Origin of the sequence: Hymenobacter sp., assembly GCF_036387835.1 — a bacterium.
GTDB lineage: Bacteria > Bacteroidota > Bacteroidia > Cytophagales > Hymenobacteraceae > Hymenobacter.
Genome location: NZ_DASVSY010000070.1, coordinates 1 through 24,963, shown reverse-complemented (window position 1 = coordinate 24,963; position 24,963 = coordinate 1). Strand labels below are relative to the sequence as shown.

The following is a 24,963-nucleotide window of genomic DNA, read 5'->3' as shown; positions in this document are numbered from 1 at the left end:
GGGGAGCTGAAATCTCAGCTCCCCGCGCCAAGGCCGACGGACTTGCTTTTGGTGTGCATGTAAAATTAAAAGTCTGGTAATCAACAGCTTTTGTGTTTAAAGAGCAGCTTATCGCATGATTATGTGAGCTGTTATTCTTGCGCGGGGTGAGAAGGTACTCTACTTTTATTATATAGAAACTTTTCTATGTAATAAAGCCTCTTGTTATGAAGAAGATGATGGTAGAGAGTGAATCCCCCATTGCAAAAAGTAAGGCGGGGGTGAAGGCAGTAATTGGTGGTTCGGCCGATATGTATGGTGCCTGCAGCATCGAAAACTTCAGTTCGGCCAGCCCGCTTGGGCTCACGCACGAAGACGCGCAAGGCTGGATAGACTACGTAACAAAGTTTACCCCCGGCAATTTCTGGTACAAAGACTCAGGCGTGCAGGTGTGGCTCTACGAAGAGCAGTTCGATAACTGGCAAGACACGTACGGCGCCGATGCGGTGGTTGCCTTCTACCATTCCGGCCACGGTGCCATGGACAACAACGGCGTTTTTCAGATTCCTCTGGGTAGCAAATGGAGCAACCGTGACTGGGCCTTTTCGTCCGACATGCGGCTCGGCAACGAAACCGTGCGCTACATCTTCTGGTCTACGTGCTTTTCATGCCGCGTTTTCGGGGCCAACAATCCTATCCGCACCTGGCATCCGGCCAACCTGGGCTTCAGAATGCTGTTTGGCTTCGAAACCGTCAGCGTTGATAATGCCAACTACGGGAAGTTTTTCTGGGAAGAATGGAGTAAGAACAAGTCATTTAGCACGGCTTGGATGGATGCCAGCTGGCGCATTTCACACAACCAAGTGCCTACCGTGGTGGCAACTGGTGCCACGGCTGCCGAAGCACAGCAGCGCGTTTTCAACGAGCGGAATTTCTTCGGCGCTGCTACCTCCCGCAATTTCTACCAGTGGCGCTGGTACAATGCGGCCCTGACAACCATGCTCGCTTCCAGTGCGGCTATGCCAAAGGAGCCGAAAATTGCCATTCTAGATAATAGTGCTCTGGACAAAGAACTGATAAAAGCAGCCAGTGCCCTAGGTTTCACCAAGAAAGCAACCGAAACTATGTTGTATGACAGAGACGGAAATGCTTATGTGAAAGACGGGAGCAGAAGGGCCGTTATTGCAAAAGACGGAAGCGTCAACATCGGAACCGGAAAATACAACTACGAAAATACCGATCAGCTCAGCCAAGACAAGGCAGTGGACATTGCGCAGGCCATGTTAGAGGAAACGGGCTTCAGCAAACACGCTGACTTGCAGATAGACAAAGTAATTCACGGCTATAGCTGCGGCGGTTCTTCTAAAGGCTCCGGGGAAATAGGCGAGCCCGTCGTTACCGAAACAATCGTTCAGTTTCGTCAGGTAATTGATGGTATGCCAACCATCAATGATGGCAACGGACTAGTGCGAGTAAGCATCGATAATGATGGAAACATCATCAACGTCTCAAATTCCGCTAAAAAGGTTGTCGACCTAAGTACCAAAGCAAAATCTACCCTGGCGCCAGATAGCAGCAGCAAAGGGGCGGCTGTTAATACGTATGCCGACTTCAGCGAAAAAAATCTAGATAAGCTGTTTCAGCAAAAACTGAATAATATTCTGAGCCGGAATAGTGCCGCAGAAACCAACGGCAACGGGGCTGCAAAAGCTATGTATGCCAAAGACGCGCACGTAATAGAGGAAAAGATGGGCTACAACGTAAACGGCGGCTATGGCAGCATAGAAGCGCAACGCGAGTACGAAGTTGATTTCGGAAGTGATTTAAAGAAAAGATATAAAGTAAGAGTACCTATCTACTGCTAAAGCCTGCTCGGATAAAAGCTAAGGGCTCAATAAAAAAGGCTGTCGTACGACAGCCTTTTTTATTGAAGATAAAGTGAGCAGCTTGTTACGGATTGGTGCTCCACATACCGGCCTCTTTTATAAAGATGCGGCGGTTGAGCTTAAGCTGCGACACGATAAATTCGGCCAAGTCTTCGGGCTGCATCACCTTATCGGGGTTGCCGTCGGTGAGCTTGTTGCTGATGGCTAACTCAGTGGCAACGGTGCTGGGCGTGAGGGCCGACACGCGGATATTGTGTTTGCGCACTTCCTGCATCAACGATTCGGTGAGGCCCATTACCGCAAATTTCGAGGCGCTATAGGCGCTGGTAGTAGCCGCGCCCCGTAAACCGGCGGTAGAAGAAATGTTGATGATGTCGCCGGTTTCGCGCGCTATCATGCCGGGCAGTACGGCCCGGGTGGCGTAGTAGGTGCCAAACAAGTTCACCCGAACAATCTGCTCCCACTCGTCCGGGGCCATGTCAACAAGTTTAGCGAAAGTGCCGATACCCGCATTGTTGATGAGGATGTCGATGCTACCCAAGGAAGTTTCTGCCTGGGTCACGGCGGCTTCCACGGCAGCACGGTCGGCCACGTCCGCCGTTACGATGGTGGTTTTCACGCCTAAGGCTTCTACCTCCTGCGCTACTTGCTGCAGTTGCGTTTCGGTGCGGGCGAGCAATGCCACGTTTACGCCTTCTTGCGCCAAGGCAATAGCTATGGCCCGGCCAATGCCTTTGCCAGCGCCTGTTACGAGGGCGTTTTTTCCTTTGATTGACTCCATGGATGATAATTCAATGTTGAATGGAATAAGGTGTTATAACCAACCTGCCTTAAAACGGTTGTCACGTGTAAGTGTAATGCAAATAGAGCACTCAATCATGAACTCGCTTTTGCAGTGTATCAGACTTCAGGATAGTATAGAATGTGCTCAGTATGCCAAGTGTGGCATTTAACTGTATGACAGCGTTATTCACAAATAAAAACAGCTAATTTCAGTGAAATTGGAGAGCTAAAGAGTAGCAGGAAAAGCTCATCCACCAAAGCTCAACTTTTGCTTTGAACTATTTCATGAAATATTGAGAGTATACGCAATAAAATTGCATTTTGTCAATGCAGTACATATAAGTTATGTTATAAGTGAATGCTTTCAAATCAAACTACAAGCTATTATTGACTTTGATTTTTATAATTAACAGAGATAAGATTGTATTAAAGCGGATTTTATATATCTACTTGGATACGTGAAGTTTAAGCATCAATAGCTTGTACTAATCGTAAGTTTGCCGGAGAATTGCTACTTGATCTTCCAAACTTACTACTTATGAAAACGACTTTATTCTCCCTCTTTTTGACCTTGCTCTGCCTATGTGGCTCCGCGTTGGGGTTGAGGGCACAGGGTGGCCAAACTCCGCTGATCATATTCACTTCAATTCAAAATGGTGATTGGCAAACCCCGGGCACCTGGCAGTCTATTGGGCCGAATGGCTTCAGCACCACCTTAACTCCTGCTGACAACGCTAATAACACGGTTATAATCAACCATGATATTACTCTTAATATGGATTATGCGGTGACCGGCCTCAATGGTACTTTAATTATCAATACCACTGGTTCTTTGGCACATGCCGGCCAATATACTTTGTCGATAGGGGACAGAGCGGCGCAGGGCGGGGGCCGCGCTGAGCCACGGCTTAACGTGCTACCACGGCTAAGCGGGGTTTCTTTGAACCTCTACAAACTAAATTTCTACAAGGCGGCCGGCACAATTGATGGAGCTATTCAAACAGCTTCCTGTGTTACGTTCAGTAATAACTCCGACCTGACCTTCAATCTAACGTCTTCCCTAACGGTTAACGGTAATTTACTAATCGAGCAAGGCAATAGCAGTGTAAATAGTATTGGAATTGCAGCCGGTGCGCTTACTGTGCTAGGACGAGTGCTTGGAATACAGGAAAATAGATTTCAGCAAGATTATCGTTTTGCAACATATAATATCCAGAATAGAAATTTTGATTGCAGCGTTGCAGTTCCACTGCCAGTTGAGCTAGTAAGCTTCACGGCCAAACATGAAAACCAGCAGGTAGCTATTCGCTGGGCCACGGCCTCCGAGAAAGACGCTGCCAACTTCGCCGTTGAGCGTTCTACCGATGGCAAAAACTTTGCTACTGTTACCACTGTGCCAGCCGCCGGTACTTCTGCTACCCGCCGCGAATACGAAACCACCGACCGAAGCATGCCGAGTGGCTTAAACTATTACCGTCTCAAGCAAACTGACCTGGATGGCACTTTCACGTACTCGCAGGTGCTGCCGGTACAGGTAGGAGAACTGGCGCCGAAACTGGAAGCCTACGGTGCGCAAGGCACCCTCAACATTGTAATGCAAACCCCGGGCACCTTGCAGCAACTGCGAGTGCTCGACACCATGGGCCGGGTGTTGTATACCGAAACTCTGTCGGGGGGAGCTACTGGGCTCATAACCCGCAAGGTGCCAGTTAGTGGCGGCGTTGAAGGCCGCGTGTACTTGGTGCAGGCCGTTACGTCGCAGGGAGTGATCAGCAAAAAGTTTGTGTCAGCAAACTAGCTCGTCAGTGAAATTTTCATTTCGATTAGCAAAAGCCCGTGGGGATGTTCCTCGCGGGCTTTTTACTTTAGATGCAGCAGGGATAGTTGCCTGTATAGGTTGAGTTCTTCCTTGGAACACGCAAACCCCTTACCTTTTGGCTTCAAAACCTAGTTGTGTATTTCTACATGAAGAAATTTGCCTTTACCGGCCTACTGGCTATGGCCTTCCTAAGTGCCTGCAATCAGCAAAAGCCTGCTGCCAACGGCACTACGCCCATTGAAACAGACGTGGCCAAAATCAAGAACATGCCAGACCTTTTCGCTGGCTATTGGGAAGAGCAGGCCCGCCTGTTTCCGCTCGACGCTACCACGCAGGGCGACAACCGCTACAACGACCAGCTGCCCAACGACCAAACCCGGGCCTTCCGCCAGCAGGTGCAGACGTTCTACCAGAAGTACCTCGACGGCCTTAAGAAGTTTGACCGGGAGAAACTGTCGGAAAACGATAAAATCAGCTACGACATCTTTCAGTACGATCTGCAGACCAAGCTGGAAGGGCTGAAGCTGAACACCTGGATGATGCCGTTCCAGCAGTTCTGGGGCCTGCCCATTACCATGGGCCAATACGGTTCGGGCGAGGGGGTACAGCCCTTCAAAACCGCGAAAGACTACGACAACTGGCTGGGCCGGGTGCGCGGCTTCTCGGTGTGGGGCGATACGGCCATTGCCAACTTCCGGCAGGGCATGAAAGCCGGCGTGGTGCTGCCGAAAGCGCTAGTGCAAAAGATGATTCCGCAAATGCGCGACCTAGTGGTGACGGACCCCACTAAGAGCTTGTTTTACGGCCCGGTCAACCGGTTCCCGAAAGAAATTTCCGCCGCCGACCGGCAGCGCATCACGGCCGACTACAAGAAGGCCATCATGGAAGAGCTGGTGCCTACTTACCAAAAGCTCGGCACCTTTCTAGAGAAAGAATACTTGCCCAAGGCCCGCGCCACTACGGGTGTTTCGGCCGTGCCGGGCGGGCCGGAAATCTACCGCTACTACGTGAAGAGCTGGACGACCACCGACAAAACGCCCGAGGAGATTTACCAGACCGGCTTGTCGGAGGTGAAGCGTATTCGCACCGAAATGGAGAAGGTAAAGGCGCAAGTAGGCTTCAAAGGCGACCTGATGGCTTTCTTTGCTTCGCTGAAAACCGACCCCAAGCTGATGCCTTACAAGACGCCGGAGGACGTGCTCAATGCCTTCCGTGGCATTCAGGCCCGCATCACGCCCAACTTGCCCAAGATGTTTGGGCGTACACCCAAAACGCCTTTTGAAATCAGGGAAACCGAAAAGTTTCGGGAGGCTTCGGCTTCGGCCGAGTACAACCAAGGCAGCCCCGACGGTTCCCGCCCGGGTATTTTCTACATTCCAATTGTCGATGCCAAAACGTTCAACGTGACGTCGGGCATGGAGTCGTTGTTTTTGCACGAAGCCATTCCGGGCCACCACTACCAGATTTCGTTGCAGCAGGAAAACGAGAACCTGCCTAAGTTCCGCCGGTTTGCTTGGTACGGAGCCATGGGCGAAGGCTGGGCCCTCTACACCGAAAGCCTGGGCAAAGAGCTCGGTCTCTACACCGACCCCTACCAATATATGGGGGCCCTTGGCGACGAAATGCACCGCGCCGTGCGCTTAGTGGTCGACGTAGCCATGCACACCAAAAACATGACCCGCGAGCGAGCCATAGCCTATATGATGGAGAATGAAGCCATCAGCCAGGAAGGTGCCACCGCTGAAATCGAGCGGTACATGGCCATTCCGGCGCAGGCGCTGAGCTATAAAATTGGCGCCCTGAAAATTCGGGAGCTGCGCGAGAAATACCAGAAGCAGCTGGCGGTTAAAAAGAATGCGTTGCGCGAAGAATATCCGGGCCAGAACAAAGAGCACTTCCGCCTCGCCGACTTCCACGACGAGTTGCTGAAAGACGGCGTGATGCCGCTGTCGGTGTTGGAACGCAAAATGGACGCCTGGGCTTACGGCGAGAAATAACCGCCACGGCCGTTGTAAATGAGAAACGAGACGGAGTTGTTGGCAAGCCAACAACTCCGTCTCGTTTCTCGGTAAAAGCCCTGCTTTAACAAGCTTTTTGCGTAGAAAGCATGTCTCCTGATTTAGCCGAGTTATTTCAGCGTCTTCGGCCACAAGTTGGGTTACGCGGGGTTGATGGCTTCTAGCTCGGCCATGTCTTCCGGTGAAAGCGAAATGGAAGCAGCTTGCATGTTTTCTTCGAGGTGTTTCACTTGCGAGGTGCCAGGAATGAGCAGGATGTTGGGCGCGCGGTGCAGCAGCCAGCTCAGCGCAATTTGCTGTTTGGTGGCATTGTATTTCAACCCGATCTGGGTGAGCTTATCGAGGGCCTGTTCGTTGCCGCCGCTGAGGGGGTACCACGGAATGAAGGCAATGTTGTTCTGCTCGGTGTAGTTAAGCTCGGCTTCCCACTTGCGGTTGTCCACGCTGTACATATTCTGCACCGATACTATAGGCACGTATTCCTGGGCTTTCTTGATTTCATCTATGGTAACTTCCGACAAGCCGATATGCTTCACTAAACCATCTTCCTGCGCCTGCTGCAAGAATTCCAGGGTCTGCTCGAACGGTACATTCGGATCGATGCGGTGCAACTGATAGAGGTCAATCTGGTCGAGCTTCAGGCGCTTTAAGCTGCCTTCCAGGGCTTCGCGCAAGTGGTCGGGGCTGGCATCAACGGGCCACTGGTTGGGGCCGGTGCGCAGCAACCCGCCCTTGGTGGCAACAAGCAAGCTGGCCGGGTACGGATGCAGCGCCTCGGCAATCAACTCTTCCGAGACATGGGGTCCATAGCTATCGGCAGTGTCAATAAAGTTAACGCCTAGTTCCACGGCCCGTTGCAGCACCCGGATAGATTCGGCGTGGTCTTGCGGCGGCCCCCAGATACCAGCGCCGGTAATGCGCATGGCACCGTAGCCCATGCGGTTCACGGTTAAGTCGTCGCCGAGGGTATAAGTAGGTTCGAAAGAAGTTTGCGTTGGGTTAGCCATTTGAAGTCGAGGTTAAGTAAAATGCGTATGAGCTACTAACGTAGCTTCCAGTTGATAGGTGACGACAAAGCCAGTAACCTCCTACTCGAACTGCCTCGTAGCCTGTAAAACCTTTCTATTCCGAGCTTGCTTTTTGTGATTTCCGGGCTCGTACCAACTTGTTATTCCATATCTCGCATGCGCCACATTACCCCCGCCGACCTTCAGGCTTTTGAGAAGGTGTACCGCCTCAACCTCATCAACGCCCTGCCCGGCTACAAGCCCACCAACCTAATTGGCACCGCCGACGCAGAGGGTTTCACCAACTTGGCCATTTTCAGCTCGGTTATTCATCTGGGCTCGGCACCGGCGGTGCTTGGCATTGTCACGCGGCCTACTACGGTGCCGCGCCATACCTACCAAAACCTGAAAACCACCGGCTGCTTCACCATCAACCATGTGCACGCCGGCTTCGTAGCACAAGCCCACTACACCTCCGCCGACTTTCCTGCCGATGAGTCGGAATTCGAGCAATGCCACTTCACGCCCGAGTTTCGCGACGATTTTCCGGCGCCCTACGTAGCCGAAAGCAAAATCAGCATCGGGTTGCAACTCAAGGAAGAACTGCCGATTCACAACGGCACGGTGCTGCTGGTAGGTACCGTCGAGCACATTTACCTCCCCGAAACCGTACTGCTCCCAGACGGCACCCTCGACCTGCCCGCCGTCGACGACGTGTGTGTGTCCGGCCTCGATACCTACTACCGGGCGTCGTCGGTGGGGGCCTTTGCCTACGCGCGGCCAGGGCAGGGGCCGCAGGTTAAAGCCGGGCCAAGCGAAAAGTAACCGGGCTTTCAAGCAAAGTCCAGCTGCTACTGCTTGCCTTTAATGGTTAAGTAGGCGTCTGGCCGGAAAAGAAGCAGGCTGGCGTTTGGTCATAGTCCCGAATTTGCCGTTCAAGGAAGAGCTTTTCTTCCACCGACTTCCTTTCAGATCATGCAGAAGTATTTTTGGCAAACAGTAGGCTTGGGCGCACTAGCCGGTTTTCGAAGCATAACTGCCCCGGCGCTGCTAAGCAACAACCTAAGCAAGTTTCATACGCGGGGTTTAGCTAAATCGCCGCTGAGGCTGTTGCAGAAGCCGTGGGTAGCGGCAGGCCTCAAAATGATGGCTGCCGGCGAAATGGTAGGCGACAAATTACCAGCCGCACCCGACCGCACGGCGCCTCCTGTGCTGGCGGGCCGGGCCCTGTCGGGGGCGCTGGTAGGAGCTACGCTCTACAAAGTGAACCATGACAGCGTACTCAAAGGCGCCTTACTAGGCGGGGCGGTAGCCGTGGCAGCTACTTACGGCAGCCTTTTCCTGCGCAAGAAATCAACTGCCGAATCGGGCTTGCCTAGCTCCGTGGTTGGCGGGTTCGAGGATATACTGGTAATAGGAGCCGGATTGGCTTTGTCGAAGGGCACGGCCCTGGGCTCTCCGGCGGGGCGGGCTTTGTAGTTTCGTAGCTTGCCTCAAGCAAAAAGCCCCGCTGAACCTGATTCAGCGGGGCTTTTTGCCTTAGGCTAAGGCTATTGTTCTTCCTGAGCTTTGCCTTGTTGCTCCGTCGACTTGGTGGGGATGGTGCTGGTAGGGGAGCTCCGGTCGCCGGGAGCTTGCTGCAGACTGCCAGAGCCCGAAGCGGCTTGATCGGCGGCGGAGCCTTTGCCGATGGGCTTCTCGACCCGTTGTTGGGAGGAGATGCTGTCGCGGTTGGTTTCGTTGGCCGTGGCCGGCGGAATCTGGGAAATATCCTCGCTGCGCTGGGGGTCTTTGCCCGGCGAGTTCTGAGGGTCGCAGGCGGCAAGAGATGCTATAGCCAGCAGCGCCAGCAGGTGGGGAAGTCGTTTCATAGGGTATCTGGTTGGATGGTAAAGAAAATAGGGGAGGAGCACGCGCGAGAATAGCTTCTACAATAGGCCTGCCGCTTTAGCGAACGTACCACAAGGTGCTGCGGTTGCGGTTTGGTTGCCGCAATACTCCGATAAATCTACCTTCACCCCTTGCCCGTTGGATGGAAAGGGCGCAGTTGTGAAAGGTGGAACGGTGAAGAAGATAGGCTCACAACTTCACCCTTCACCATTTCACCTTCTGTCTACCCACGGTAAATGGTAGACGACGAATGCGCTTGCTCCTCTTCCTCTTCAGGGCGCGTCTTGTATTTCGAAATTTTGCGGCTGTTGCGCGAAAGCCAAATGCCGCCCGCGACGGCTAAGCCTGCACCTACCAACCACACCGGTAGATTAGTAGGGGCTGCCGGGGGCACCGACACCACGCCGTTTTCATTGGCTTGGGCGGGGTGGCCTACGTAGCGGCCCCGGGCGGGCACCGCTTTTTCATCGAAGTGTTGCACTAAGTCGGCAAGTTGCTGGCGCAGTTCCTCGCCCTGCATCGGAATGCCATGGCCGGTAGCTGCCAACGACGGATTTAACCCCGCCAACAACGCCACCGAATGACGAGCGTGCTGCCAGTCGGGCGTGAAGTAGGCCGGTGGGCCATTCACTTCCTGCCGTTGCGTCCAGGTGGCAAGCCCCGATTCGGCTTGTACCGTTACAAAGGCGTCGCCGGCCACTAGTAGGTGGTCATGCTCCCGGAAAAACGAAACGTGACCCGGCGAGTGGCCGGGCGTGTGCAGCCAGCGCCAACCGGGCAAGTGTGGTACCGTGCCATCGGTGGGCAGCGCGTGCACGCGGGCTCCTAAGTTAACTGGCTTTTTAGGATACAGAAACGACATGGCCGACATAGCGCCTCCCACTGTGGGGTCCGGCGGCGGATAGGAAGAGCGGCCGGTGAGGTAAGGCAGCTCCAGCGGGTGGGCATACACGGGAGCATCGGGCCAAACGGTAAGCAGGTGCCCTAAAGCGCCTACGTGGTCGAAGTGGCCGTGCGTGAGCAAAATAGCCGCCGGTGGGTTGTTCTGGCCGAAAATAGCCTCGGCGGAGCGCTGTATTTTTTCGCCCGAGCCAGGAAGTCCGGCATCGATTAGCACCCACGAGTCGGTAGGAACCTCGGACTCGCGCACAAAGTACAGGTTGGCGAATACGTCGCGCAAGCCCCACAAACCCGCTGTAACGTGTTGTAGTGCGGGGGTGTTGGCGCGGTTGGCTTTGTTAGGCATAGCTTGTTGGGGTAGGTTGTGGAAAAGTGCTGCTGAAAAACTGGCTGTATCATGGGCAACGGCAATACGCTGCCTGCTTGGTGCACGGGCCAGGGAAGGCCACTATTGCGGCGCGGCGGCCGTAGGAAGCGGTTGCTCGTTTGGTACTTCGGGCGGCGGCAGTTGGGCGTCGCAGCCGCACAGCACTTCGCGCGTGGGCGTGGCCACCTGGTAGTCGGGCAGCGACACTTCTTTCATGTAGATGACGTCGAGGTGACGCAGGGGCGGGTGGCACGGGTTTTCGCTCCAGATGCGCAACAGGTAGTTGCAGTAGTAGGGGCGCATGTAGGTGTTCGAGATGAACAGGTAGTTTTCCGAATATTTACGCCACCGGTCGTTTTTGAAGAGCCGCATCACCGACTTCGGCTTCTGGTACGTGGTAGGCCGGCCCTTGCGGTTCAGGTCGATGTGGCGGCCATCAATGGTGGTAGCATCCAGGATGTACCAGCCGTCGTCCTTGAACACGGTGGGCGCAAACATGCCCCAATGCTGATCGACGCGCACGAGGTAACCAATCCAGCGGAACCCTTCACTCATGGTCCAGCGCGGATCAACAATGTTGTCTAGGTTCCACCAGCACACATACACCAAGATGCCCGTTACAAGGCCGTTGCGCATGGCGCGCAACAAGCGGCGCAAGCCTTCCGAAATCTCCAACGAGGAGGCTACCTGCACCCTGACCGGGCGGCGCCAGGTGGCGAACCGGCTTTGCAAGGACGCTAGCCGTGCTGCTACGCGTGGCCTAAGTTGTTGGGTGGTCGGTAGTAAGTGACGCTCCAGCCAGTCCATGGCCACGGACGGCAGCAGCCCCAGCACCGAGGCCATGTTGATCAGGAAAAACAGGCCCACAAACAACGTGAGGCTGATACCCAGGTGGAAGCCGAACATCACTACCACGAATAGAATGCGCCAGAAGGGCACCCAGAACGGTAGAAACAGCAGGAACGGCAAGAATTTCTCTAGGTAATACGTGGTGAAGGTGAGGGCCTTCAGCAACTCCGGATACGGATAGATGAGGCGTCCGCCCGGCATCAGCACTTGGTCGAGACTAAGCGCATAGTAAATAGCCGTGTACTCTTGGCTCCATTCGGCGCCGCTTTTGAGCAGGGCCGTACACCAGTATACCAGGGCCAGCTGCACCACATACGCCAGCGTGGCGGCGCTAAAATAGTTGAGGTCGGTAGGAGTGGGGCGTTTGCGCGCATCCAGGGAATAAACGCGGCCCCACGGCAGAAAAAAGCCCCAAAAGAGCAGCATCCGCAGCAAATCGTCGCCGCCTTGTGAAATAAGTGGATTGCGGTTTTGCAACGAAACCAGCAGCACCCACGATACGGCCGTGGCGAAGCGGGTTTTATAGCCGAGCAGCATGGCCAACGCCGCCACCCCCGCTATCAGAAATAGAAAAGCCTGTACCTGCCATAAGCCACTCGCGCTGTGCAGCGAGAATTCGTAAGGATTCCAGTTGTGCTCGAACAGCACTTGTAGGGGTAGCACCCCCATATTGGAATAGAGGGCCTCCAGGTCCGTACTGCGAATGCCCAGGTCGAGCAGCAACACGGCCGCTACGGCCACGCGCAACAATGCCAGGGCTCGTAAATCAAAGACGAAAGGACGGCGAAGAACAGTAAGCAGTCGGAGCATAGGGTGACACAGCGCAACTCAAAGACGAACAGCCAAAAAAAGGCGGAAAGGCAACCACCGTTATAGATGATCAGCCTTTCCGCCCTTTCAGCCGACTAAAAAAGATAAGCCGGCATTTCCCTTAGCGGGTAGTGCTGCCGCTGGTAGAGCCCGAAGTAGTGGAACCCGAAGTGCTGCCACTGGTGCTACGACCAGCATTTTTGCTGCCTGCTTTCGAACCGCTCGTGCTACGACCCGAGGTAGAAGCACCCCTCGTGGCGCGGCCTGAAGTTGAAGCGCCCGAAGTGGTGCCCGAGGTCATAGAGCCAGAACCTGAAGTGCTACCCGAAGTCATCGAACCCGAAGTGCTACCGCTGCCCGAGGTCATTGAACCTGAGGTGCTGCCGCTACCTGAAGTCACCGAACCAGCAGTGCTACCGCTGGTTGAGCCCGAAGTAGTACCGGTAGTGGTGCCAGCAGTCGTACCCGAAGTTACAGTGCCGGCCGTGGTACCGGCGGTAGTACCCATGGTTGAGGCGCCGCTGGTAGTACCCGAAGTCATTGAACCGCTGGTGCTACCGGCGGTCATCGAGCCGGAAGTAGAGCCGCTGGTGGTGCGGCCGGCCGTGGTGCCCGAGGTAGAGCCGCTGGTAGTTCGACCGGCTGTAGAACCCGAAGTAGAGCTGGTTGTCGAGCCTGAAGTGCTGCCACTAGTGGTGGTCTGGGCTAGTGCAGATACGCTGGAAGAGGCTACAAGTGCGGCAACGAAAGCGGCAGAAAGGAAGAAAGAAGACTTTTTCATAGCTGAAAACAAAATGGATGGTGGAATTAATGGAAAGAGCAATGGGCTGTTCTACGGCGTTTGGCTCGGCAGGGTGCAAAATCAGCACTTGAATAAATACTGAATTTTTCCAAGAGTAAAATCAAGGTAAATACCTGCTGAGCTACAACCTTAGGCTTTTGCCTACGGGTTTATACGGGTAAAGCGGCACTGTTATACTACGTATTATTAGCAATTAACTCCCCGATACCGTTTGTTCTACGGCTATTATTGGCCTGTGGTTGAGCCACCGCCACTCGTTCCTGCAGTAGTGCCCCCGGTACCGCCAGCCGCGCCCGTTGTACCACTAGTACCACCACTGCCCGTACCCGTCGAAACAGGACCGTTGCTCATGGTGCCACCGTTGGTGGTGCTGCCCGTTGTGCCCGAGGTTGAACTGCCGCTTGCGCCGCCCGCTGCGCCGCCACCCGCGGCTGCGTCATCGCCCTTCGATACGTCGCCGGTGCTCATTGAATCCATGGCCGTGTTAGAAGTGCCGTTGATATCAGAGCTGCCATTGGCGTCGGAATCAGTGGCTACATCGCCCGAACCAGTGCTCGACTCGGAGGCGCTACCGTTGCCGCCGCAGGAGCTAAAGGAAAGAGATGCGCCCAAAAGGGCTATTGCCAAAAAGTTGATGCGTGGTCTGTGCATAATAAAGGGAAAGAGAAAAAAATGTGAACAGCACCCTTCTACGATTCGGCCGCAAAGAAGGTCCAAATCGGAGCCCTCTTTGCGGCCGAATGCCAAGTAGATCAGGTAGTGCCGCCACCGCCGCCACCGCCGGTAGTGCCGCCACCCGAAGTGGTGCCACCGGTCGTGCCGCCAGTCGTCGTGCCACCAGTTGTGGTGCCCGAGGTAGTGCCCGAGGTAGTGCCAGTGGTTCCGCCAGTTGTAGTGCCAGAAGTAGTACCGCCTGTGGTGCCAGTAGTGCCGCCCGTGGTAGTGCCCGACGTAGTACCAGTAGTTCCTCCGGTCGTAGTGCCGGTGGTCGTGCCAGCCGTAGTGCCAGACGTGGTACCGGTTGTTGTACCGGCCGTGGTGCTAGTCGTTGTGCCAGCGGTAGTACCGCTAGTTGTGCCGGTGGTCGTTCCGGCCGTAGTGCCAGACGTGGTGCCGGTTGTAGTTCCAGCGGTAGTACCGCTAGTAGTACCGGTTGTAGTTCCAGCGGTCGTACCGGAAGTGGTGCCAGTCGTCGTTCCAGCAGTGGTGCCGCTAGTAGTGCCAGTTGTGCCGCCGGTAGTTGTACCGCTAGTAGTGCCGGTCGTGCCACCAGTTGTTGTACCGGTAGTTGTGCCCGTAGTCGTACCGGCTGTCGTACCGGCCGTGGTGCCAGTGGTTCCACCCGTGGTGGTGCCCGACGTAGTACCAGTAGTTCCACCCGTAGTGGTACCAGCTGTGGTGCCAGTCGTCGTACCAGTAGTTGTGCCCGCCGTCGTACCGGCCGTCGTGCCTGTAGTCGTGCCGGTGGTCGTACCAGCCGTAGTGCCCGCAGTCGTTCCAGTTGTTGTACCGGCCGTAGTACCAGTTGTTGTACCGGCCGTTGTACCAGTAGTAGTACCCGTAGTCGTGCCAGCTGTTGTGGTGCCGCTCGTAGTCGTACCAGCCGTGGTACCACTAGTAGTAGTGCCAGAAGTGGTAGTACCCGACGTAGTGGTGCCGGCAGTAGTGCTAGTGGTTGTACCAGAAGTGGTACCGGAGGTAGTACCAGTAGTAGTGCCTGATGTTGTGCCCGACGTAGTGCCGGTGGTGGTACCACTTGTTGATCCGGAGGTGGAAGAAGGTGGTGCTGTTCCGTCGTCATCGTCGCAGGAAGTCATACCTAACGACAAGCTGAGGATGGCGGCCGGAATAGCCAGTAGCCAGTTTTTTTTCATAGCGCAGAAAGATGTTTAGGTGGCAGGGGAAACTCCCTTTGCTATACGAGCATCCTCAAAGTGCAACAGGCGTTTCCCCGACGAATTAATACCCATTTTTAGGGCTATAACCTCAGTGAAAACACGTAGCAATCTTAATATCTGGCGATTATGAACAAGATTCTGTCATTTGGAACTCTCTGTTCTGGTGGGGCCCAGCTAGTTTGGCTTCTGTCAGCAAACCCGCCGCCTCTCCCGGAGTTATCAATGCAAAACAGCTGGTACTCGTCTGCGTACTGCTGCTAGCGAGACACGTTTGCTGCCCGCTGGCTTCCTGGCTCCTATAGCTTTCCGCACCTATGCCTTCTCCTGCTGCAGTGATTCTGTTCGACGGCGCTTGCAACCTCTGCAACGGCTTCGTACAGTTCGTTATCAACCGCGACCCTGCTGGTCGTTTTCATTTCACCTCCTTACAGTCGGAAGCCGGCCGCGAACTGCTTGCCCAACATGGTCTGCCCCCGGTGGCCGAGCCCGAAACGGTTATACTGATTGAGAATCAGCAGGTGTACACCCACTCCACGGCGGCGCTGCGCATTGTGCGGCAATTGAGCGGTCTGTGGCCGTGGCTATACGCAGCAATAGTAGTGCCCCGGCCCCTGCGCGATTGGGCGTACCGCTTCGTGGCTCGGCACCGCTACCAATGGTTCGGCCACCGCGACGCCTGCATGTTGCCTACGCCTGCCCTGCGCCAGCGCTTTCTATAGCTTCTTTTTTCTTGATCCTCGGTATATAACTTCCCACAACCAGTTTCCACCGTATGCAAGCTCTTGTCCTCGATGGCATCAAACAACCTGTTCAATTACGTGAAGTGCCCACTCCGTCGCCTGGCCTTGGGGAGGTACTGGTGCAGTTGCGCGCCGCCGCCCTCAACCACCGCGACGTCTGGATTCAGAAGGGACAATATGCTGGTTTGATGTTTCCCATCATTCTAGGGTCCGATGGGGCTGGCACCGTAACGGAGCTAGGAGAAGGTGTCGACGAAAGCCTGCGCGGCCAGGCAGTACTCATCAATCCTGGCCACAACTGGGGCAATAACCCAGCCGCCCAAGGCCGCGACTTCTCTATCCTGGGGCTGCCGCACGATGGCACGTTTGCCGAATACGTGTGCGTGCCCGCCCGCTACGTGCAGCTCAAACCGGCGCACCTCTCTTTCGAGCAAGCCGCCGCGCTTCCCTTGGGTGGTGTTACGGCGTACCGGGCCTTGTTTACGCGGGCCGCCTTGCAAGCCGGCGAGCGGGTGCTAATCAGCGGAGTAGGAGGGGGCGTGGCGTTGTTGGCCCTGCAAATGGCCGTGGCCGCTGGCGCCGAAGTATGGGTAACGTCGGGCTCGGAAGAGAAGATTGCTAAGGCCATAGCGCTAGGCGCCAAAGGAGGCATCAGCTATAAAACCGAGAAGTGGCCTGCCACCCTCAGCAAGCAAGCCGGCGGCGGCTTCGACGTGGTAGTGGATAGTGCCGCTGGTCCTGGCTTCGGCGACTTGCTGGACGCCGCCACGCCGGGCGGCCGCATCGTGTTCTACGGTGCCACCAACGGCGACGTACCCGAGCTGGCCGCCCGCAAGGTCTTCTGGAAGCAGCTTTCCTTGCTCGGGTGCACCATGGGTACCGAGCAAGATTTCACGGCGATGGTACGGTTTTTTAAAGAGCACCAGCTAGTCCCGGTAGTCGACGAAACCTTTCCTCTAGCCGAGGGCGAAGCGGCCCTGCGCCGCATGGAAGAAGCCCTGCAGTTTGGCAAGTTGGTATTGAAGATAAGTGCCTGATAATCAGGCGTAAATTATGCTTGCAAACAGCTGAAATAAGCTCCCCTAACGGAATGAAAATAGCCACTAAGCTGTTGTACTCCTATATAATTTCACCTCTGCTTTCAAGTAACTTGCCCTTATGAAAACGCCTGCTGAATACCTGCAATGCCCGGTTTTTGAACTGACGTATCCTACGGGCGAATCCGCTGAATCGGTGCCTGTAGTTGCCTACAACGACGCTCTGCGCGCCGTAGAATCCGCCCTCGCCGATGCCGAGAAATACCGGTACCTACTGATGCGCGCCCTGCGCCGCACTAATGCAGTCCATACGGTTGCTCCCTCGCTTATTCCCACGCTACCAGCCATACCCGAAACGCCCGTATTCCCGCTCTACCCGGAGGACGACGAATTGGCCGCTTAGCAATAGCGTTACTTTACTACCACTAATAAAAGGGCCAGACTTAACAGTCTGGTCTTTTGTTTAATGAAACCATTCAGGTCGTAAGTTGAATGTCATGCTTGATCTGGCGTTAGTATAGTCATACTACGCCTGCGCTCAGCATAGCCGTGCTAGAGTGTGTGGCTTCTGCGCTACAAGATTCTAACTGTCCACACAGCCTAGTAAGCTTTAAGAGTTTCCTACACAGTATAAGTCAGCCGACACCTATCAGCCTGCATTCCAGCGGCGGCCTAGCTCACGCGCCAGCGCAACCGCCTGCTGGCGCAGTTCTGGCACGGCCGTCGATTCGAAGTACGCCGGTCGGCGGCTCGGTCCCAAGGTAAAAAACAAGGATGACACCTCTGCGGCCGCATTTAGCATCGCGCCGTGCTCGTCGGTAAGGATACCTAGCCGTAGGGGGTCCGGCTGCAAATGCCCGCTAGCTCGCAAGCTCACTACCAATGGGTCTGGTATGCGGGTGTAGTCTAGCAGCGGCCCGGTGCAGTTAATAACGTGCCGCGGGGTGAGGTACGTGCTTTGTTTCTGGCGCTCGATTTGAACGCGCAGCCTGTCGCCAACTGGTTCCATTCCCCGAACTCGTCCGCTACGCATCTGTAGTTGGCCAGTGGTCATCATCGTATGCAGCGCCGCATCGTTTTGGGGCGGGCTCCGATGCCGCAGCACCGACCACAACGAAGATAGGTGCCGTATAAAACGCGCTTGCTCGGCCAGCGGCCACGCAGCCCAAATGGCGCCCAGGTGGGGCCGTAGCGAGTCGAAAACGGGCCGCCACGGTATGCCCTGCTCGGCTGCCAGCCGCACCTGTTGCCGCACCACCGCCACCACTTCGCCTACCGTTTGCAAACCCCGCAGCTTGGTTTCGTAGAAGCTAGGGTAAAGCATCGTGTGCAACTGGTGGCCAACAGGCCAGCGCTGATTCCGTGATACGGCCGTGATGGTAGCCCAGTGCCCATCGGCGCGCAAGCCTAGCAACACATCCACCGCCGTCAGCCCCGAGCCAATAAGCAGCACCTCGTCGTCGGGATGAATGTTGCGCAACGCTCCTTCGGCCCACGGGTTGTTGTGAAAGCCCGGATGCGCCAGGCAGCTGCCAGAACCCGCCACCAGCGGCGGTGGAAAGTTGCCAAGCGCCAGCACCACCACGTCGCTCTTAATTTCAGTGCCGTCGGCCAGGCGTACGGTCGCCGTTTGCTTATCGGTGGCTACCTCCACACCAACCGCCGCTTGCTGATGCCACTGAAACTGCAGGCCATTGCCAGCCGGGCCCGCCAGTAAGGTTGTAGTTAAATTTTTTAGGTAGCGCCCATACGTCTGGCGCGGGCAGAAATTACTCTCGCAAATAGGAATGCCCGTTGCGTGCAGCCAATCCAGAAAATGAGTAGGCTGATCGGGAAAGGCACTGATGTTGGAAGCCCGCACGTTGAGCAGATGTTCCGCCCGCCGGTCAAGATAAGCCAGGCCGGGCCCCAACACCGGCCGTGGTTCTACCACGTGAATCGTGCCCGCGAGCGGCTGGTTCAGGTGCGCCAGCTGAATTGCTAACATCGAGCCTGAAAACCCGCCGCCTAAAATGGTAATGGTGCGTTGGTGCAAGACAAAGTGGTTAAGAGTGCGGCAGCCGCTCGAAAACCTATCAGCTTATCCTAGCAGAGCCAGAAAGTAAACTATGCCGTTCTTTAAAGATCAACAAGGTAGTAGGTGTTCGAGCCGACTTTTTGCAAAGAAAAGAAACCCTCAACAACTGTAGAGTCTACTATGAAACCGGCAGGCTAGCCGTGAGTTTCCGCAATCAAGCTGCCAGGGCAGGACCAGTTCCCGCGGTTTCCTTTCAATTCGGAAATTACCCCCAACTAACCGTCTCAGCTACAAATAAGTACCCGGCACCAGGTAGTTTTGTACATAGTCCTGAATACCTGCTTCGAGTGAGGTGAAAGGCTGGTTGTAGCCAATACTGCGCAGCTTGCTCATATCGGCCTGCGTGAAGTACTGGTACTTGTCGCGGATGTCTTCGGGCGTGTCGCGGAACTGTATATCGGCGGTGCGGCCCAGGGCTGTAAAGGTGTTCAGCGCCAGATCCATGAACGTGCGGGCCTCGCCGGTGCCGAGGTTGTAAATGCCCGAGTGCTGCCGCTCATGCATCAAAAAGTAGCATACTTCCACCACGTCCTTCACATACACAAAGTCCCGCATTTGGCCACCGTCGGTATAGTCGGGGTTGTGTGAGCGGAAGAGCGTCATCGAGCCAGTCTTCTGAATCTGCTGGAAGGCGTGCATAATCACCGACGCCATGCGGCCTTTGTGGTATTCATTGGGGCCGTACACGTTGAAAAACTTCAGTCCTGCCCAGAAAAAAGGCTTCTCCACTTGGCTGACAGCCCAATTGTCGAATTCGTTTTTCGAGTCGCCGTACGGGTTCAGAGGGCGGTAAAGGGGCAGTAGCGCGTCGTCCTGGTCGGAGTAGCCGAGCGTGCCCGAGCCGTAAGTAGCTGCCGACGAAGCATACACCAGCGGCAGCTGATAGCGGCAGCAAGCTTGCCACATCTGCTTGGAGTAGTTGAGGTTCAGCAAGTCCAGTATGGCGCGGTCTTGCTCGGTGGTATCGGTGCGGGCGCCGAGGTGGAAAATAAACTCCACTTGCTCGTAGTTGGTATCCAGCCAATCGAAAAACTCGGTGCGGTCCACGTATTCGCGCAAATGCTTGCCTTTGAGGTTGGCGAGCTTCTGCTCCACGGCAAAGTTATCCACCACCACGATGTCGTTGAAGTTGGCGGCGTTGAGGCGAGTGACAAGGCAGCTGGCAATAAAGCCAGCCGCTCCGGTGACGACTATCATAAGGCAGAATTTTCATCAAAAGTATCATCAATTTTATTGACTGCACCTCGGAGTGCCCTTCCGCATTACCGGTAGCCAAAGTTGTTGCCGCCCGCTTGGGTACCACTCCACAACCACTTCCTATTGGGCTGCCCCCCGATAGTCTAGTTGTTCTGCCTGCTAGCTAACGTGTCCGCAGACTTGATCATAGCCCTATTCGGCGTACCGTTCTTCGTATATTTGCTGCGAAATAACGGTTGATGTCAACTTTCTTCCTCCTCTAAAAGCCGCCGCCTGGCTGGTAGCCCAGCAACTTCCTTGCAATAGCAAGTCGGAGCTTGCTAGCTACCAGGCCCTTTGTTGCCGCTCGATTTAGCACGCACGACACGTGGGAAGGCAGTTCTTTCCGGCAATCAGCCACCAACAAGCAACATTCAATGATTTACATCAGTCGGCAAGAACACTTCAACGCGGCCCACAAGCTCTACAACCCTAAGTGGAGCGAGGAGCGCAACCGTGAAGTGTTCGGCCCCTGTGCCAATACCAACTGGCACGGCCATAATTTCGACCTCATCGTGACCGTGAAGGGCAAGCCCGACCCGGAAACTGGTTTTGTTATTGACCTCAAACAACTCAGCACGCTCATCCGGACCCACATCATCGACCAGGTTGACCACAAAAACCTCAATCTTGATGTGCCTTTCATGCAAGATCAAATGGCCAGCACCGAGAACCTCGCCATTGCCTTCTGGAACATCCTGGAACCTGAAATCGAGCAAATTTCCACCGCCCGCCTACACAGCATCAAGCTCTACGAAACGCCCCGCAACTTCGTGGAATACCTAGGCGAATAATCAATTCTGAATTATGAATTCTGAGTTATGAATTGTTCTGCGTTATCGGCCCAGCCCAAGCCATAATTCTGAATTCATAATTCATGATTCAGAATTAAAAAATGAAGTACTATCTGATAGCTGGCGAACGGTCCGGCGACTTCCACGCCGCCAACCTGATGCGAAACTTACGCCAGCAAGACCCTGAAGCGGAGTTCCGGGGTTGGGGCGGTGATATGATGAAGGCCCAAGGCGGTACTCTCGTGCACCACTACCAGGAAATGGCCATCATGGGCTTTTGGGAAGCCGCCACCAGCATCCTCAAGTTTCGCGGCTACCTGAAAGAATGTCAGCATGACCTGCTGTCCTACCAACCCGATGTTCTGATTCTCATCGATTACGCGGGTTTCAATCTGCGGGTAGCACGGTTTGCCAAAGAGCACGGCATCAAAGTGTTCTACTATATCTCGCCCAAGATATGGGCTTGGAACCAGGGCCGGGTTCACACGGTCAAAAAGCTCGTCGACCGGATGTTCGTTATTCTGCCCTTCGAGCACGAGTTCTACCAGCGCTTTGGCTACGATGTCGACTACATCGGCAACCCCACCGCCGACGCCGTTGCCGAACACCAGAAATCCGCCGATTTCTATCAGCGCAACAACCTAGACCCGAACCGCAAAATTGTGGCGGTGCTACCCGGTTCGCGTAAGCAGGAAATCGAGGAAATGCTCTACGAGATGGTAGCCATTCTCCCGCCCTTCCTCGACTACCAGTTCATCGTAGCCGGCGTCGACAACCTCGACCGGAACTACTACGCCCACTTCGAGCGCAACAACGTCCGCATCCTCTTCAACGAAACCTACGACCTACTCGCTCATGCCACGGCCGCCCTCGTCACGAGCGGCACCGCTACCCTTGAAACGGCCTTATTTGGTGTGCCTCAAGTGGTTTGCTACCGTACCAGTGCCGTTTCCTATGCCATCGGCAAGGCCGTTATCAAAGTGCCCTATATTTCCTTGGTCAATCTGATTGCTAACAGGGAAGTGGTGAAAGAGCTCATCCAAGGCAACTTCAATTCTCGTAACTTGGTGAAGGAGCTTCGCAAAATTCTGACCGACAACGAATTCATAATTCAGCAAAAAGCGGGTTATGTCGAGATTCAGGAAAAACTAGGCCAACAGCGAGCGGCGGAAAAAGCAGCCAAGCTAATGATTGGTTACCTGCGAGAGTAGTCGATTTTACTTGGTTATAATAACCAATGTTAACTTTGGTCTTAGGCATACCTCACTCACTGTGAATGTTGCTGAGTAAGTGCAAGCACAAGTATTGTTCATTAGTATAAAGTAATTTGCCCAAGCTCAACAATTGCACTTTACAATATGGCTCCTGAAATAGCAGCCTTTTATTTTCAAATTAACCGAGCATATTCTTAGTAATAAACCTGCAAGCCAACTCTCTGAAAAGTAAGTATGAAACTTAAACTCCACACAGATTTAAGCCTTCTAGACAAAGGATATCCAATAGAGTTGCTTATTCCCTTCATCGGAACATTTAATAAAGAGGATGAATCTGGCGCAGTTCGGCAAGGCCGATTTGATGAGTATCAGAGAGTAGGTAAAGAATTTATTGAGTTAACAAGTATTGAAGAGTGTGATGCTTGCCTACTGCCAATTTTCTATGATGTTCAATTTGATCAAGCTGGATTCGAGAAAAAAATAGCTCCGTTTATTCAGAAGGTAGAAAGTCACAACAAGAAAATCCTGATTTTTGTTGGGCACGATGTGTTGCATATTAATGTGCCAGTTAAAAACGCCATCTTATTTAACAGCGCAATAAGCAAATCAAGTCAGCTTAAGAATGTGCATTCGTGGCCACATTTCTTCGAGGATTTTCTTGAAAAGTATAACGGCGGCAAACCAAGGCCTCGTAAAAAAAGCAGCAAGCCTGTCATAGGCTTCTGCGGTTATGCACCGCCTCTCAACATCAAGATGAGCCGCGAGAAGGTGATAACTAGTTTAAAACTAGCTGCTAATTATGCAGGGATATTGCAAAGGTTTCCAGAAAGAATATCGCATTCCTACAGAGCCAGATCAATAATAGGATTGCAGAAATCAAATAGAATAATTCCGAATTTTAAACTAAAAAGTAATTTTGCATTTGGCCCTACTGGCGGATTAAACACGGGTAATACCACTGAAAGTAATTTCGACTTCAGAAAAAACTTCGTGGAAAATATTCTTGGAAGTGACTATACTTTGTGTATTCGCGGCATAGGAAACAATTCAGTTCGTTTTTTCGAAACGCTGTGCTGCGGTCGAATTCCTGTGTTCGTAGATACCGATAGCGCACTCCCTTTCGATAATATAATTAACTGGAAAGAGTTTTGTGTGTGGGTAGAAGAAAAGGATGTAGATAAAATAGCTGAAAAAGTAGAAGAATATCATAATAATATATCCGAAGAAGAATTTCTCGCCCTACAAGTGAAAGCAAGAAAAGTGTGGGAAGACTATTTGTCACCCATTGGGTTTTTCAATAAGATCCACCTTTTCCTTGAAGTCTAGGTAGTCGCGAGGCAAGTGCCCTCATTTGCTTCTTTTGAACTGCCATTAAAGTAAACGTCTGAATTGGGAAAGTCAAATGACCTTTCCAATTCAGACGTTTACTTTGATGCTACAGCAGTTTCGTGACTGATATACCCTATTCTTGATTAAATCGTAAGCTAGAATGTGCAGGCTTACTCGCTTGATCTATGTATCCGCGTAGCCGCGGCTTGTCAACAAGTCAGTTTTTGTCAAGAACAGATAGTGCAATGCTTCGGCGCAGTGGCAAACCGGTTTGCTGGCTCCTAAATTTCCTAATGGCGGACTGTTCTACATCCTCTCGGCCGAAGTCAAGAAATGGCAGGTGGCGTACATGGGCCAACACGACGCTGGTCGAGTTAGCGCAGGCAGAACTACAGCGGCCCAACTGTGGGCTAAACTTGCTTGTGGATTTGCACCCTACCCTTATCGAGCAGCATGAAGCAAACTCAAGACTAGCTCATGTATGATGTAGGCCAGTACTCAGTGGTAATGTGGAAGCGGCAGTTCTTGACTGGATTACGAGCCAAGATGCGCAGAACTAATTCGGCCAACACGACTACCGTCTACAACCCAAGTGAGGTCTGTGGCTTTCGCGCCATCGGAATACAACTATATACGCAGCTTAATAGAACCGCACGAGTTGCCAAACCGCTATGGGTCAAAATATATGCATTTCAGTAATGCAGCTTTTTCGTTCTTTGTAGTATAACTATATGATAATCAGTTTTTAAAGCTAGCGCGTAAATTTTAGGCCTAAATATTATATAATTATTTTTATATTTAATTAAGTTTAACTGCTAAATATTGGGAACGCTTTATGTATTATTTTGTAATAAACTTTCCTTTTTTAGGGGTTTAAATAACTATTACCTTCGTACTTATTAATTATAATAGAAACGCAACTACTATCTAGGCGCCATAGCGGTAGTATTCGTTGCTTATTCTTCCATCATTTGATTCTCAACGTACCATAATTGTTCTTTACATTTTTTCCAAATGCACATGTTTTTACTTCAAATCAGCCCTATGCAAGGATTGTCAATTTGGTCGGTTGTATGTACACTAACCGTTTCAATCTTGCTATTTTTGCTTGTCCGGTTTCTACTCAAAAGCGTCAATTCAAAAAAGAATTTTGTAGTCTTCATCCCAGCTATTTGCCTAATTAGTCTAAACAGTTGTTCTCAAAAAGATAATATCGAAGTACCTCAGCCATCAGCTGTAATCGTTAAGAGCGACGTAGATTTGCCTGAAGTTGTAGTCACGGCAACAGCACTGACAGTTCCTGCCCCACAGATTCCGTCTTTGAACTATGACAGTGGGTGGTCGAACTTTAGTGAACAACTCTTGAGCGGCGGCGGGGTTAGTACTGGTGGAAGTAACGGAGGTACTGCTGGGTCGGGTGGGCCGATGCTACAGGATCCTAATGATCCTAACAGTTGGGTACGTAGAACCAATCAAACCTCTCGATTTAACAGTAGTTTCTTCTTCTCTTAACGAAACTATGACTCTG

Annotated in this window: 22 protein-coding genes; 13 read left to right on the top strand and 9 right to left on the bottom strand. The window is 53.3% G+C overall.

The features are described from left to right. The first annotated feature begins 206 nt into the window (after positions 1-206). Positions 207-1,844, top strand: a complete 1,638-nt coding sequence (locus tag VF639_RS13410) for a DUF6345 domain-containing protein (protein ID WP_331146423.1) — start codon at positions 207-209, stop codon at positions 1,842-1,844. 85 nt (positions 1,845-1,929) lie between these two features. Here the strand turns inward: VF639_RS13410 and VF639_RS13405 are convergent, their stop codons facing one another. Then, positions 1,930-2,646 carry a 3-ketoacyl-ACP reductase gene (locus VF639_RS13405; protein ID WP_331146422.1) on the bottom strand — a complete coding sequence of 239 codons (717 nt, stop codon included), beginning with the start codon at positions 2,644-2,646 and terminating at the stop codon, positions 1,930-1,932. Between the two features lie 540 nt (positions 2,647-3,186). Between VF639_RS13405 and VF639_RS13400 the strand changes: the two genes are divergently transcribed. Both VF639_RS13400 and VF639_RS13395 read left to right on the top strand, forming a co-directional pair. After that, complete coding sequence (locus VF639_RS13400) at positions 3,187-4,446, top strand: hypothetical protein (RefSeq protein WP_331146421.1); 1,260 nt, start codon at positions 3,187-3,189, stop codon at positions 4,444-4,446. Positions 4,447-4,613: 167 nt separating this feature from the next. Further along, on the top strand, positions 4,614-6,464 hold the full coding sequence (locus VF639_RS13395; RefSeq protein ID WP_331146420.1) for a DUF885 domain-containing protein: 1,851 nt from the start codon (positions 4,614-4,616) through the stop codon (positions 6,462-6,464). A gap of 161 nt (positions 6,465-6,625) precedes the next feature. On the opposite strand, the gene VF639_RS13390 is transcribed toward VF639_RS13395, so the two are convergent. Beyond that, positions 6,626-7,492 (bottom strand): aldo/keto reductase, encoded by an 867-nt coding sequence (locus VF639_RS13390; protein ID WP_331146419.1) that lies wholly within the window; start codon positions 7,490-7,492, stop codon positions 6,626-6,628. A 177-nt stretch (positions 7,493-7,669) separates the two neighbouring features. On the opposite strand from VF639_RS13390, the gene VF639_RS13385 reads away from it, so the two are divergent. Both VF639_RS13385 and VF639_RS13380 read left to right on the top strand, forming a co-directional pair. Beyond that, positions 7,670-8,317 carry a flavin reductase family protein gene (locus tag VF639_RS13385; RefSeq protein ID WP_331146418.1) on the top strand — a complete coding sequence of 216 codons (648 nt, stop codon included), beginning with the start codon at positions 7,670-7,672 and terminating at the stop codon, positions 8,315-8,317. Positions 8,318-8,467: 150 nt separating this feature from the next. Next, positions 8,468-8,971: a DUF4126 family protein gene (locus VF639_RS13380; protein ID WP_331146417.1), complete on the top strand. Its 504-nt coding sequence runs from the start codon at positions 8,468-8,470 to the stop codon at positions 8,969-8,971. Positions 8,972-9,042: 71 nt separating this feature from the next. Here VF639_RS13380 and VF639_RS13375 read toward each other — a convergent pair whose 3' ends face one another. From VF639_RS13375 to VF639_RS13365, 3 genes are all read right to left on the bottom strand, one after another. Beyond that, positions 9,043-9,363 (bottom strand): hypothetical protein, encoded by a 321-nt coding sequence (locus tag VF639_RS13375; protein WP_331146416.1) that lies wholly within the window; start codon positions 9,361-9,363, stop codon positions 9,043-9,045. A 242-nt stretch (positions 9,364-9,605) separates the two neighbouring features. Further along, complete coding sequence (locus tag VF639_RS13370; RefSeq protein WP_331146415.1) at positions 9,606-10,628, bottom strand: MBL fold metallo-hydrolase; 1,023 nt, start codon at positions 10,626-10,628, stop codon at positions 9,606-9,608. 102 nt (positions 10,629-10,730) lie between these two features. Further along, the gene (locus VF639_RS13365) at positions 10,731-12,308 is read right to left on the bottom strand and encodes an HTTM domain-containing protein (protein ID WP_331146414.1); all 1,578 of its coding nucleotides are present in this window, start codon (positions 12,306-12,308) and stop codon (positions 10,731-10,733) included. A gap of 131 nt (positions 12,309-12,439) precedes the next feature. Between VF639_RS13365 and VF639_RS13360 the strand changes: the two genes are divergently transcribed. Next, positions 12,440-13,192, top strand: coding sequence for a hypothetical protein (locus tag VF639_RS13360; RefSeq protein ID WP_331146413.1), 753 nt, complete (start codon positions 12,440-12,442; stop codon positions 13,190-13,192). A gap of 143 nt (positions 13,193-13,335) precedes the next feature. Here the strand turns inward: VF639_RS13360 and VF639_RS13355 are convergent, their stop codons facing one another. After that, positions 13,336-13,761 carry a hypothetical protein gene (locus VF639_RS13355; RefSeq protein ID WP_331146412.1) on the bottom strand — a complete coding sequence of 142 codons (426 nt, stop codon included), beginning with the start codon at positions 13,759-13,761 and terminating at the stop codon, positions 13,336-13,338. A gap of 101 nt (positions 13,762-13,862) precedes the next feature. Then, positions 13,863-14,984, bottom strand: coding sequence for a hypothetical protein (locus tag VF639_RS13350; protein ID WP_331146411.1), 1,122 nt, complete (start codon positions 14,982-14,984; stop codon positions 13,863-13,865). Between the two features lie 338 nt (positions 14,985-15,322). Here VF639_RS13350 and VF639_RS13345 point away from each other — a divergent pair, with 338 nt between their 5' ends. The 3 genes from VF639_RS13345 to VF639_RS13335 all read left to right on the top strand — a co-directional run bounded on the left by VF639_RS13345 (position 15,323) and on the right by VF639_RS13335 (position 17,188). Then, the gene (locus VF639_RS13345; RefSeq protein WP_331146410.1) at positions 15,323-15,727 is read left to right on the top strand and encodes a thiol-disulfide oxidoreductase DCC family protein; all 405 of its coding nucleotides are present in this window, start codon (positions 15,323-15,325) and stop codon (positions 15,725-15,727) included. A 53-nt stretch (positions 15,728-15,780) separates the two neighbouring features. Continuing rightward, the gene (locus VF639_RS13340) at positions 15,781-16,785 is read left to right on the top strand and encodes a zinc-binding dehydrogenase (protein ID WP_331146409.1); all 1,005 of its coding nucleotides are present in this window, start codon (positions 15,781-15,783) and stop codon (positions 16,783-16,785) included. A 121-nt stretch (positions 16,786-16,906) separates the two neighbouring features. Next, positions 16,907-17,188, top strand: coding sequence for a hypothetical protein (locus tag VF639_RS13335; protein ID WP_331146408.1), 282 nt, complete (start codon positions 16,907-16,909; stop codon positions 17,186-17,188). Positions 17,189-17,434: 246 nt separating this feature from the next. Here VF639_RS13335 and VF639_RS13330 read toward each other — a convergent pair whose 3' ends face one another. Continuing rightward, entirely contained in the window at positions 17,435-18,820 is a 1,386-nt protein-coding gene (locus VF639_RS13330) for an FAD/NAD(P)-binding protein (RefSeq protein ID WP_331146407.1), read from the bottom strand. A 270-nt stretch (positions 18,821-19,090) separates the two neighbouring features. Next, positions 19,091-20,059 (bottom strand): ADP-glyceromanno-heptose 6-epimerase, encoded by a 969-nt coding sequence (gene rfaD / locus VF639_RS13325; protein WP_331146406.1) that lies wholly within the window; start codon positions 20,057-20,059, stop codon positions 19,091-19,093. Positions 20,060-20,475: 416 nt separating this feature from the next. Here rfaD and VF639_RS13320 point away from each other — a divergent pair, with 416 nt between their 5' ends. From VF639_RS13320 to VF639_RS13305, 4 genes are all read left to right on the top strand, one after another. Then, positions 20,476-20,892, top strand: coding sequence for a 6-pyruvoyl trahydropterin synthase family protein (locus tag VF639_RS13320; RefSeq protein ID WP_331146405.1), 417 nt, complete (start codon positions 20,476-20,478; stop codon positions 20,890-20,892). Between the two features lie 101 nt (positions 20,893-20,993). Beyond that, the gene (gene lpxB / locus VF639_RS13315; protein WP_331146404.1) at positions 20,994-22,103 is read left to right on the top strand and encodes a lipid-A-disaccharide synthase; all 1,110 of its coding nucleotides are present in this window, start codon (positions 20,994-20,996) and stop codon (positions 22,101-22,103) included. Positions 22,104-22,340: 237 nt separating this feature from the next. After that, complete coding sequence (locus VF639_RS13310; protein ID WP_331146403.1) at positions 22,341-23,432, top strand: exostosin domain-containing protein; 1,092 nt, start codon at positions 22,341-22,343, stop codon at positions 23,430-23,432. Positions 23,433-24,455: 1,023 nt separating this feature from the next. Beyond that, positions 24,456-24,947 carry a hypothetical protein gene (locus tag VF639_RS13305; RefSeq protein WP_331146402.1) on the top strand — a complete coding sequence of 164 codons (492 nt, stop codon included), beginning with the start codon at positions 24,456-24,458 and terminating at the stop codon, positions 24,945-24,947. Positions 24,948-24,963: the final 16 nt, after the last annotated feature.